Origin of the sequence: Streptosporangium sp. DT93 (genome assembly GCF_049844535.1) — a bacterium.
Taxonomy (GTDB): domain Bacteria; phylum Actinomycetota; class Actinomycetes; order Streptosporangiales; family Streptosporangiaceae; genus Streptosporangium.
Map to the genome: position 1 here is coordinate 205,803 of NZ_JBNCLF010000015.1, position 11,505 is coordinate 217,307.

Genomic DNA, 11,505 nt, shown 5'->3' on the forward strand with positions numbered 1-11,505 from the left:
CCGCGTGCTGAGTCCGGTCCAGCTGGCCGCCAAGCTGGGCATCCTGCCGCCGACCCCGGAACAGGCCGAGGTGATCGAGGCCGGCCTGGAGCCGATGGTCGTGATGGCCGGGGCCGGTTCCGGCAAGAGCGAGACTATGGCCGGGCGCGTCGTCTGGCTGGTGGCCAACGGGCTGGTCCGCCCCGAGCAGGTGCTCGGCCTGACCTTCACCAGGAAGGCCGCCGGTGAGCTGGCCGCCCGGGTGCGCGAGCGGCTCACCGGCCTGGTCGAGACCGGCCAGGTGCCCGCCCAGCAGATGGAGGGCGAGCCGACCATCTCCACCTACCACGCGTACGCGGCCCGCCTGGTGACCGACCACGCGCTGCGCGAGGCGCTGGAGCCGACCATGCGCCTGATCTCCCCGGCCGTCGCCTGGCAGCTCGCCGTACGGGTCGTCAGCTCCTACGACGGGCCGATGGCGGAGGTCGAGTGGAGCCCGGCGACCGTCACCCGGGCGGTGCTGGAGCTGGCCGGCGAGATGGCCGAGCACCTGCGCACCCCGAAGGACGTGCGCGACGTCGGCGCCTGGCTGGACGACCGCTTCGCCGAGCTGCCCGGCACGCCGATCAGGGACCAGCGCAGGCCGCTGCTCACCCAGCGGGCCAGGGAGCAGCTGCTGCCGCTGGTGGAGGCGTACGACCGGCTCAAGCGGGCCCGTGAGGTCGTCGACCACGGCGACCAGATGGCGCTCGCGGCCAGGATCGCCTCCAAACACGCCGAGGTCGGCGAGATCGAGCGCGGCCGGTTCGCCGTCGTCCTGCTGGACGAGTACCAGGACACCAGCCACGCGCAGCTCGTGCTGCTGCGGGCCCTGTTCGGCGGCGGCCACCCGGTGACGGCCGTGGGCGACCCCTGCCAGTCCATCTACGGCTGGCGCGGCGCCTCCGCGGGCAACCTGACCCGATTCCCGAGCGACTTCAGGACCCCCGCCGGGGAGCTCGCCCCGATCCGACGCCTGTCGGTGAGCTTCCGCAACGGCGACGCCGTGCTGGACGTCGCCGCCCGCCTCCAGCTGCCGCTGCGCATGGAGGCCAGGGAGGTGCCGGTCCTGGTGCCCGGCGGCAACCGGGTCGAGCGCGGCCGGGTGGTGTGCGCGTTCCACGAGACCGCCGACGACGAGGCGGACTGGGTCGCCGCGGGCATCGCCCGGGTGCTGGGCGCCGAGAGCGCGCCCGACGACATGCCCTGGGGTGAGGGGGAGCGCAAGCGGGCCAAGCAGAGCGTCTGGGGCGGGCCGCAGGCGCTCCAGCCCCACGACGTGGCGATCCTGGCGCGCAAGCGCTCGCAGTTCCCGGCGCTGCGCCGGGCGCTGGAGTCGCGCGGCATCCCGGTCGAGATCGTCGGGCTGGGCGGCCTGCTCACCGTGCCCGAGGTGGCCGACATCGTCTCCACGCTGCGGGTCATCTACGATCCGAGCGCCGGGGACGCCCTGGTACGGCTGCTGTCGGGCCCCCGCTGGAGGATCGCCCCGGCCGACCTGCGGGAGCTGGGCGAGCGGGCCCGCGAGCTGAACCGGGAGACCCGCGAGGGCGCCTCCCCGGTCGCCGACCCGCTGGACCAGGTGGTGGCCGACATGGCCGAGGAGCGCGGCAGCCTCATCGACGCCCTCGACGAGCTGCCGGACCGCCCCGAGTGGCAGGACCTGTTCTCCCAGCTGGCGCGGGTCCGGCTGGTCGCCCTGGCCCAGGAGCTGCGCCTGCTGCGCGCCCACACCGGCCAGCCGCTCCCGGACCTGATCCAGGAGGTGGAGCGCAGGCTCGGCCTGGACATCGAGGTGGCGGCCCGGGGCACGGCCGTCGGCCCGTTCGCCGCCCGCGCCGACCTGGACGCCTTCCTGGACGCCTCCTCCCGGTTCGCCGGGGACTCCGAGGACCCGACGCTGGGCGCGTTCCTGGCGTTCCTCAAGGCCGCCGACGAGGAGGAGAACGGCCTGGACGCCGGGCGGGTGGGCGAGAGCAACAGCGTCAAGCTGATGACCGTGCACGCCTCCAAGGGCCTGGAGTGGCCGGTGGTCGTGGTGCCCGGCCTGTCCCAGGCGCTGTCGAAGGCCGGGACGCTCACCGTCGGCACCATGTTCCCCGCCCGCCCCACGACGAGTCCGAAATGGACGGAGAACGCCCGCAAGCTGCCCTACCCGCTGCGCGGGGACGCCTCCGACCTGCCCGGCCTGACCGGGCTGAGCAAGGAGGAGCTGGCCGACTTCGACGAACGCTGCCGCGACCGCGACCTGCTGGAGGAACGCCGCCTGGCCTACGTCGCCGTCACCCGCGCGCACTACCTGCTGATCGCCTCGGGGTACCGGTGGGGCAGTGCGGCCAAGCCGCTGGAGCCGTCCGACTTCCTGGTGGAGATCCGCGAGACCTGCGGGCGGGTGGCGTTCTGGGCGCCGGAGCCGGAGGAGGGCGCCACCAACCCGCTGCTGGCCGAGCCGGCCGAGTCCGCCTGGCCGATCGCGCCGGACGACGTCCGCTACGCCGCCGTCCTGGACGGCGCGACCATGGTCGAGGCGGCTTTGGCCGCTTTGGCGGAGGAGGGCGTCCGCGCCGCCGGGGGCTTCCCGACGTTCGGGAACTCTCCGACGTCCGAGGGCCCTGCGGGGTCTTCGGGCTCTCCGGGGTCTTCGGGCTCTCCGGGGTCCGCGCGGACGGTGGCGGCCGGTTCGGGGCCGGTGTACGCGGACGTCCCCCTGCCCGACGCGCCCTTCTCCGAGGTGCCCTTTCCCGACGCCCCGGACGACGGGTCCTTCGGGGACGATCCCGAGGAGGTGCCCTTCCCGGACGGCCCGCGGGACGCGTTCGCCGGAGATCCCGGGGACGTCCCCTTCGAGGGCCCGGAGGAGGTGCCCTTTCCCGGGGACTCCGGGGGCGAGGCGACGTCGTCCCTCCCCCGGTCCCGCGATGTCGGCCGCGCCGACGAGGGGGCGGTCCCCGCGACCGCCGGGACGGGTGTCCCCGCGACCGCTGAGGACGGCGTTCCTGCGACCGTGGAGGACGGCGTCCCCGCGACGACCGCCGGGACGGGTGTTCCCGCGACCGCTGAGGACGGCGTTCCCGCGACCGTGGAAGAGGGCGTTCCCGCGACCGTGGAGGACGGCGTCCTCACGGGCGGGGACGCGCCGCTCGTGGCGGTGGAGCGGACGGCTCCCGCGGCCTTCGATTCCGACGAGCAGCGGCCGGTGCCCGTGGCCGACCTGCGGGGATGGGACAGGGAACGCGCGAAGGCGTGGGAGCGCGACATCGAGCTCCTGCTCAGGGAGCGGGAGCTGAACCGGAGGCGCGGTGCCGGACGGGTGGAGCTGCCCGCCCACCTGACCGTCTCCGCCCTGGTCACGCTGGCCTCCGACCCCAAGGCGCTGGCCAGGCAGATCCGCCGTCCGGTGCCCAAGAAGCCCGCCCCGCTGGCCCGCCGGGGCACCTCCTTCCACCGCTGGCTGGAGGGGCGCTGGGGTCAGCAGCGGCTGATGGACGAGTTCGAACTGCCCGGCGCGTCCGACGACTTCGAGGAGACCGACGCCCACCTCGACGAGCTGCGCGCCCGCTTCGAGGAGAGCGAGTGGGTGGAGCGGGAACCGCTGGACGTCGAGGTGCCCTTCGAGACGATGATCGCCGACCGGGTGGTCCGGGGCCGCATGGACGCGGTCTTCCAGGTGTCCGACGGCCGCTACGAGGTCGTGGACTGGAAGACCGGCCGCCGCCCCACCGAGGGGAAGGCGGAGGCCGCCGCCTCCGTCCAGCTCGCCGCCTACCGGCTGGCCTGGTCCCACCTGGCCGCCGTCCCCCTGGACCGGGTGAGCGCCGCCTTCCACTACGTCCGGCTCAACGAGACCGTCCGGCCGGTCGACCTCCTCGACGAGCGCGGGCTCATGGCCCTCATCGAGTCCGTACCCCGTCTCGGCTGACCCCGGGACCCCTGGCCGGGGTCAGGGCTTGACCCATCCCAGGACCTCTGGGCCGCTTTCAGGACCTCTGGGCCGCTTTCGGGGATTCGCGGCCGGGGCCGGGCTCCGTCGTGGCCCCGGCGGCCTCCCGGGGAGGCGCTCAGTCCAGGGGCAGGGGGCGGCGCGGCACGGGGGAGGTGTGGATGAGGGACGTCGTCGTGTGGCCGTAGGGGGTGAACAGGTCGAGGATCGGCTCCAGCTCGGCGACCGTGCGCAGGTGCATCAGGAAGAAGAAGCAGTCGTCGCCGGTCATGCGGTGACACTCGACGATCTGCGGGACCTCTTTGGCGATCTTGGCGATGCGTTGCAGCTCCCGGATCGCCGGGCGGATCCGGACCATCACCGTGACGGGGAATCCCAGGGCTCGCGGGTCGACCTCGGCGCGATAGCCGGTGATCACACCGGTCTCCTCCAGCCGCCGTACCCGGTCGGCCAGCGCGGGCGCCGACAGGCCGACCCTGCGGCCCAGCTCGGCGAAACCGGCCCTGGCGTCGAGCTGCAGCTCGGTGAGGATGCGAAGGTCCAGGTCGTCGATTCCCTTCGGTTCGTACGCCCGCTCGGGCCTGATCCTTCGATTCGCCATTTTCCCAATCTACGGGTGGGCCGACGATTGACGGCATGTCGTTCCCGGGCCTCCGTGCCCTTGTCGCGACGGTGCCCCCGTGGTCCTATTTCATGGGGAGTGCCGTTTTCCACTACCTCGGCCCGGCCTTCGCCGTGCTGCTGTTCGCCAGGCTCGCACCCCTCGGGGTGGCGGGCCTGAGGATCTGGAGCGCCGCGCTGGTCTTCGCGCTCTGGCGCCGCCCCTGGCGGATCCTCGCCCGTCTCGACGCCGCGGGCCGCCGGACGATCGTCGCCTGGGGCGCGGTGCTCGCCGCCATGAACGCCTGCTTCTACCTGGCGATCGACCGCGTCCCGCTGGGGACCGTGGCCGCGATCGAGTTCCTGCCCGTCATCGCGCTGGCCGCGCTCGGTGCCCGGACCGCCCGCAACCTCCTGGCGCTCGGGGCGGCCGTCGGCGGCGTCTACGCGCTGACCGACGTCCGGCCGGTCGGGGAGGGGCTCGGGCTGGTGTTCGCCTTCGCCAACGCGGTGCTGTTCGCCGCCTACATCGTGCTGGCCCACCGCACGTCCCGGAGGCTGAGCACCGTCGGCGGCGACAGCACCGGTGGCAGCACAGGTGACAGCGCCGGTGGCAGCGGTGGTCGCAGGGGCGGCGGTGGTGACGTCGGCGGCATCGACGCGCTGGCCGCGGCCATGCTCGTCGCGTCGGTCCTCGTCGCGCCGGTGGCGTTCCGGCAGGTCGCCCCCGCACTGGCCGACCCGGCGGTGCTCGCCGCCGGGGTCGGGGTCGGGATCTGCTCGTCGGTGATCCCGTACGTCTGCGACCAGCTCGCCATGGCGCGGATGACCCGCTCCACCTACGCGCTGCTGGTGGCGGTGCTCCCGGCCACGGCCACGGTGATCGGTGTCGTGGTGCTCCGGCAGTTCCCCTCGGCCGTCGAGCTGACCGGGATCGGGCTCGTGGTGCTGGCGGTCGTCCTGCACCGCCCCACCCCGGAACGGGCCTGACGACCTCGTACGGGGCCGGTCGTGAAGGCGGCGGTGTCCGCACCGGAGCGGATCGGAATGACGCGAAGCCGGAGGGGGATTTTCGGCCCATCTGGAATGCAACGGCAATTGTCGGTGACCGATACATTCGCGTATCCGTCACGCGGCGGTAATGACGGCATGGGGACGAACGGGTGTCCACCCGGATGACGGAGCGGCCATAAGGAGGCATCATGGCGAACATGGACGCCGATCACTTCCACGAGGACGACGAGCCCGTCGAGAAGATCGTCGCGGCGTTCGGGCGCGGCGAGAAGCAGCTCACGAGGCGCCCCGGCCAGGGCTGCGGCGAGCACGCCCCTCCGGCCGGTGTAGTTCACAACGTACAAAGGCCGGCAAAAACGAGCTACCCGAAAATTTAAACAGAAGGGGCATTTGTTCTAAAAGAGCCCCCACCGGATCCGGTCCCCGGGTCCGTTCCGACCGGAAAGGCGCGCCATGACCACCACCGCCGACGAATGGGGCCTGCACGAGGGGCACTTCTGGTTGCGCGACCGGCACCCGGACCGTCCGGTCCGGTTCGACGAGGCCACCGGCGCGTGGAACGTCTACGGCCACCCCGAGGCGACACGGATCCTCGGCGACCCGAAGACGTTCTCCTCCGACACCGCCAGGACACTGCCCCCCGAGATGCGCGAGCCCACCGAGGGCAACCTCGTGCAGCTGGACCCGCCCGTGCACGGCAAGCTCCGCAAGCTCGTCAGCCACGCCTTCACCCCCAAGGTCGTCGCCGACCTCGAACCGCGGATCGCGGAGCTGACCGGCGAGCTGCTGGACGCGGTGGACGGGCGGGACCGGTTCGAACTGGTGACCGACCTCGCCTACCCGCTGCCGGTCATCGTCATCGCGGAGCTGCTGGGCGTGCCCGCCGACGACCGCCACCTGTTCAAGCAGTGGGTGGACCAGATCTTCGACGGCTCCCGGCAGTTCTCCCTCCGTGACCGGAGCGAGGAGCAGGAACGCGACCTGGCCCACGTCAGGGAGCAGCTCGGGCACCTGACCGACTACCTGGGCGAGCACGCGGCGGAGCGGCGCCGCAGGCCGCGCGCCGACCTGCTCACCAAGCTCGTCGAGGCCGAGGTGGACGGCGAGCGCCTCACCCGGACGGAGGTGGTGAACTTCGCGAACCTCCTGCTGCTGGCCGGGCACATCACCACCACCATGCTGCTGGGCAACACGGTGCTCTGCCTGGACCGCCACCCCGGGTGGTTCGCCCGGGTCCGTGAGGACCGGTCGGCGATCCCGGCGGTGATCGAGGAGTCCCTGCGCTTCTTCAGCCCGTTCGCCACCGTCGCCCGGGTCACCTGCGCCGACGTCGAGCTCGGCGGCGAGCACGTGCCCGAGGGAGAGCTGCTCATGGTCTGGGTCGCGGCGGCCAACCGCGACCCCCGCCAGTTCGCCGACCCCGACGTCTTCGACCCCACCCGTGACCCGAACCCGCACCTCGCCTTCGGCAGGGGGATCCACTTCTGCCTGGGGGCGCCGCTGGCCCGCCTGGAGGGCCGGGTCGCGCTCGGCATGCTGCTCGACCGCTTCCCTCACCTGCGCGCCGACCCGGACGAGCCGCCGCGCTTCCTCCCCAGCCCGAACCTGACCGGGGTACGGAGCCTGCCGCTGCTCACCTCGTCCGGCTGAACGACACCCCGCGGGTCCCCCCCGGCCCGCCTTCCCGGGGTTCCGTCGCGGGGTGACGATCCGTGGCCTCGGATCCCCGGGGCGCGGTGCCGATGCGCGGACCGGTCCGCGGTGTCGATGCGCGGACCGGTCCGCGGTGTCGCCTCCGTGGTGTCGACGGGCCGCTCCGGATGACCGATAGTGGTCGCATGAGATCATCGGGACCGTTGACGCGGGTGTCGGCGCTCGTCCTCGCCGTGACGCTCACGGCGGCCTGCGGTGGCCCGGTCCCGCCCCGCCCGTCGCCGTCGGCCCCCACCCCCGGGCCCTCGACGGTGTCCCCGACGGCGTCCGCGGTGGCGCTGACGCCCCGGCCGCTCCGGCTCCCCGTCGTCCGGGCCGGAGAGGAGTGTCCCCTGACCTCCCCGACCCCGTGGTCGGGGCCCGGGGAGGCGTCCAGGGTCCTCGGGGACGGGCCGGTGTACCCGATCGCCGACTACTTCATGAAGGGCGGCGCCGTCCTGGAGCTGCGTCCCGACGACCGCGAGCCCGAGGGCTCGTACGTGAAGAAGGTGCGCTGGGTCGTCGCGGACTACACCGGGCCCGTCCTCATCCGCGCCGCCCGGATCGACGGGAAGGGCACCGCGAGCGCCAGGTTCTCCTACACCGGCGAGAGGCGCGACGGCGGGTACCACGCCGAGCTCACCATGGCGGGGACCAGCGTGCCGGGCACGACGACGGTCGGCGGGCCCGGCTGCTACGCGTACCAGGTCGACGGCACGACGTTCAGCACGGTCGTCGTGTTCGGCGCCGTCAAGTCAGGTGCCGGGGACGAATGAAACGAAGGCTCCCCGGGGTGTCCCGGCGTCACGGCGCCGACCTGCCCTTCGGCGCGCGGCCCGGAATCGGCGCGGACGATTCTCACGGCGGCCATTGATTCGGTGTTGGCCGGAACGTATGTTCCTCTCAACATCCGAGTACGCCTCATGTTTTAGGGATTCTCCTATGCATGCACGCCTCAGGCGGAAGATCACGGCGGCTCCCGCGCTGCTGCTGGTCCTCGCGCTGGCATCCCCCCTCGTCCCTACCTCCGCATCGGCGTCCGCGACCGGAGACGCGGCCGCGACGGCCGCGACGGCCGCGACGGCCGCGACGACCGCGACGACGGCAACGGCGACAACGCTGTCGGCCGCCGCGGCCGCCCCTCCCGACGACTACTGCCTGGGCGAATGCTCCGACATCCTGCCCCCCGGGCAGAACGGCAACGCGACCCTGGCCGGGATCCTCGCCCACCAGACGCTCGGGACCAAGCCCAAGCACAGCGACGACCAGCTCGGCAGGTACGCGAACCTCGTCTCCGGCTACACCGGTCTGACCGACGAGCAGATCTCCGACTTCTTCAACGACGCATCGTTCGGCGTCCCCGCGGGGCAGGTGGAGAGCACCGTGAGTCCCCGCGCGGACGTGACGATCGTCCGCGACAGGGCGACCGGCGTCCCGCACATCACCGGCACCACCCGCGAGGGCACCATGTTCGGCGCCGGGTACGCGGGCGCGCAGGACCGCCTGTGGGTGATGGACCTGATGCGGCACGTCGGCCGTGGCGAGCTGACCCCGTTCGCCGGAGGCGCGCCGGGCAACCGGGCGCTGGAGCAGAGCGCCTGGCGCAACGCCCCCTACACCGAGGCCGACCTGCAGGCGCAGATCGACCGGGTCAGGACCTCCAGCCCGCGGGGCGCGCAGCTCTACGACGACGTGCAGAGCTACATCGCCGGTGTCAACGCCTACATCGACCGCTGCATGGCCGACCGCAACTGCCCCGGCGAGTACGTGCTGACCGGTCACCTCGACGCGATCACCAACAAGGGCGGGCCGGTGGACTTCACCATGACCGACCTGGTGGCGATCTCCGGCGTGATCGGCGGCCTGTTCGGCGGCGGCGGCGGAGCCGAGATGCAGTCCGCGCTGGTCCGGGTCGCGTCCCGCGCCAAGTACGGCACGGCCGTCGGCGACCAGGTCTGGGCCGCGTTCCGCGCGCAGAACGACCCCGAGGCGACGCTCACCCTGCACAACGGCCAGAGCTTCCCCGCCGGGAACGCGCCGTCCGGAGCCACCGGGGTGGTCCTTCCCGACGCCTCCACGGCGCCGGTGGACATCACCGCCAACGAGAGCGGCTCGGCCGCGACCTCGGCCGCCGCCTCGGCCACCGCCCCCAAGGGCATGATGGACGGCCTGCTCGTCGACAACTCCAAGCCCGGCATGTCCAACGCCGTGGTGGTGTCGGCCGCGGAGTCCTCCACCGGGCACCCGATCGCGGTCTTCGGCCCGCAGACGGGCTACTTCGCCCCGCAGCTGCTGATGCTGCAGGAGCTCTCCGGACCCGGCATCCGGGCACGAGGCGCCGCCTTCGCCGGGCTCAACCTCTACGTGCTGCTCGGCCGGGGCACCGACTACGCCTGGAACGCGACCTCCAGCGGCCAGGACATCACCGACACCTACGCCCTGCAGCTCTGCGAGCCCGGCGGCGGCGCGGCCACCGTCTCCTCGAACCACTACCTGTACCAGGGCGTCTGCACCGCGATGGAGACGCTGAGGAAGACCAACTCCTGGAAGCCCACCGTCGCCGACTCCACCGCCAGGGGCTCCTACGACCTGGTGATGCAACGCACCCGGTACGGCCTGGTGAGCTGGCGCGGCACCGTCGGCGGGCGGCCCACCGCCTTCGCCGCCCTGCGGTCCACCTACCGGCACGAGGTGGACTCGGCCGTCGGGTTCCAGATGTTCAACGACCCCGGGCAGATGGGCGACGCGGCGGCGTTCACGAACTCCGCCTCCACCATCGGCTTCGCGTTCAACTGGTTCTACGTCAACTCCCGCGACGCGGCGTACTTCATGTCGGGCAGCACGCCGGTCAGGTCCGCGGTCTCCGACCCGAACCTGCCGATGACGGCCGACGCGGCGCACGAGTGGGCGGGCTTCGACCCCGCCACCAACACCGCGACCTACACCCCCGCCTCCACCCACCCGCAGTCGGCCGGCCAGGACTACTTCGTCAGCTGGAACAACAAGCAGGCCAAGGACTACGGCGCCGCGGACGGCAACTTCAGCTTCGGTCCCGTCCACCGGGCCGACCTGCTGGACCGGCCCGTCAAGGCGGCGCTGGCCGGTGCCGGAAAGCTCGACAAGGCGGGCACCGTGAAGATCATGGCGCAGGCCGCCGTGACCGACCTGCGCGGCACGAGGGTCCTGCCCGACCTGATCCGGGTCCTCAACAGCGCCGCGGTGACCGACCCGGCCCTCGCCGCGACGGTCACCAAGCTGTCGGCCTGGGCCGCGTCGGGCGCCAAGAGGGTGGAGACCTCACCGGGCAGCAAGGCATACGCCCACGCCGAGGCGATCCGCGCGTTCGACGCGTGGTGGCCGAAGCTGGTCCGCGCCCAGTTCAGGCCCGGCCTGGGGGACGGCCTCTACCAGTCGCTCGTCGACACCCTGCAGGTCAACGAGTCACCGTCGGGCCACCAGCAGGGGGACGTCTCCTCCTTCCCGGCCTCCGCGAACGAGGCCCAGACGCACAAGGGCTCGGCGTTCCAGTACGGCTGGTGGGGCTACGTGAGCAAGGACCTCCGCTCCGTGCTCGGCGACCAGGTCTCCGGCCCGCTGCCCGCCAAGTACTGCGGGGGCGGCACCGTCGCCGGATGCCGCACCGTGCTGCTCGAGAGCCTGTCGGCGGCGCTCGCCGAGCCCGCGACGACCACCTACCCGGCCGACGACGTCTGCTCGGCGGGCGACCAGTGGTGCTCCGACGCCGTCGAGCAGTCACCGCTCGGCGGGATCAAGCACTCGCTGATCTCCTGGCAGAACCGGCCGACCTACCAGGAGGTCGTGTCGTTCCCCGCGCGCCGGGGCGACGTGACCGCCAACCTCGCCCAGGGGAAGACCGCCAGGTCCTCCAGCAACCAGCTCTTCCACCCGGCGAGCCGGGCCGTCGACGGTGATCCCACGACCCGCTGGTCCAGCTCGTCCAGCGACAACCAGTACCTCCAGGTCGACCTGGGGGCGAACGCGACCGTCGCCAGGGCGGTGTTGCGCTGGGAGGCGGCCTACGGGTCGGCGTACGCGATCCAGACCTCCGCCGACGGCTCGGCCTGGACCACGGTCCGCTCCGTCACCGGAGGGAACGGGGGCGTCGACAACGTGACGTTCGCCCCGGCCCAGGCCCGCTACGTGCGCGTGCAGGGCGTCACCCGCGGCACCTCGAACGGCTACTCCCTCTACGAGCTGGAGGTCCACTCCCACTGATCCTC

Annotated in this window: 7 protein-coding genes; 6 read left to right on the top strand and 1 reads right to left on the bottom strand. The window is 72.7% G+C overall.

The genetic code is table 11. The features are described 5' to 3' along the window. The first annotated feature begins 4 nt into the window (after positions 1-4). Positions 5-3,937, top strand: coding sequence for a UvrD-helicase domain-containing protein (locus ACLQ2R_RS28685; RefSeq protein WP_425963918.1), 3,933 nt, complete (start codon positions 5-7; stop codon positions 3,935-3,937). 139 nt (positions 3,938-4,076) lie between these two features. On the opposite strand, the gene ACLQ2R_RS28690 is transcribed toward ACLQ2R_RS28685, so the two are convergent. Then, positions 4,077-4,559: an Lrp/AsnC family transcriptional regulator gene (locus ACLQ2R_RS28690; protein ID WP_425963919.1), complete on the bottom strand. Its 483-nt coding sequence runs from the start codon at positions 4,557-4,559 to the stop codon at positions 4,077-4,079. Between the two features lie 92 nt (positions 4,560-4,651). Between ACLQ2R_RS28690 and ACLQ2R_RS28695 the strand changes: the two genes are divergently transcribed. The 5 genes from ACLQ2R_RS28695 (at position 4,652) to ACLQ2R_RS28715 (ending at position 11,500) form a co-directional block, all read left to right on the top strand. Beyond that, positions 4,652-5,548: an EamA family transporter gene (locus ACLQ2R_RS28695; RefSeq protein WP_425963921.1), complete on the top strand. Its 897-nt coding sequence runs from the start codon at positions 4,652-4,654 to the stop codon at positions 5,546-5,548. A 212-nt stretch (positions 5,549-5,760) separates the two neighbouring features. Next, positions 5,761-5,949, top strand: coding sequence for a hypothetical protein (locus ACLQ2R_RS28700; protein WP_425963923.1), 189 nt, complete (start codon positions 5,761-5,763; stop codon positions 5,947-5,949). 76 nt (positions 5,950-6,025) lie between these two features. Beyond that, the gene (locus tag ACLQ2R_RS28705; RefSeq protein ID WP_425963924.1) at positions 6,026-7,222 is read left to right on the top strand and encodes a cytochrome P450; all 1,197 of its coding nucleotides are present in this window, start codon (positions 6,026-6,028) and stop codon (positions 7,220-7,222) included. Positions 7,223-7,410: 188 nt separating this feature from the next. Beyond that, positions 7,411-8,040 (top strand): hypothetical protein, encoded by a 630-nt coding sequence (locus ACLQ2R_RS28710; RefSeq protein ID WP_425963925.1) that lies wholly within the window; start codon positions 7,411-7,413, stop codon positions 8,038-8,040. 166 nt (positions 8,041-8,206) lie between these two features. Then, a complete protein-coding gene (locus ACLQ2R_RS28715; RefSeq protein ID WP_425963927.1) occupies positions 8,207-11,500 on the top strand; it encodes a penicillin acylase family protein in 3,294 nt (1,097 codons plus the stop codon). Positions 11,501-11,505: the final 5 nt, after the last annotated feature.

Coding starts and splice junctions, on each gene's coding strand:
- ACLQ2R_RS28695 (WP_425963921.1), top strand. CDS start 4,652: ATGGGGAGTGCCGTTTTCCACTACCTCGGCCCGGCCTTCGCCGTGCTG.
- ACLQ2R_RS28700 (WP_425963923.1), top strand. CDS start 5,761: ATGGCGAACATGGACGCCGATCACTTCCACGAGGACGACGAGCCCGTC.
- ACLQ2R_RS28690 (WP_425963919.1), bottom strand. CDS start 4,559: ATGGCGAATCGAAGGATCAGGCCCGAGCGGGCGTACGAACCGAAGGGA.
- ACLQ2R_RS28710 (WP_425963925.1), top strand. CDS start 7,411: ATGAGATCATCGGGACCGTTGACGCGGGTGTCGGCGCTCGTCCTCGCC.
- ACLQ2R_RS28715 (WP_425963927.1), top strand. CDS start 8,207: ATGCATGCACGCCTCAGGCGGAAGATCACGGCGGCTCCCGCGCTGCTG.
- ACLQ2R_RS28705 (WP_425963924.1), top strand. CDS start 6,026: ATGACCACCACCGCCGACGAATGGGGCCTGCACGAGGGGCACTTCTGG.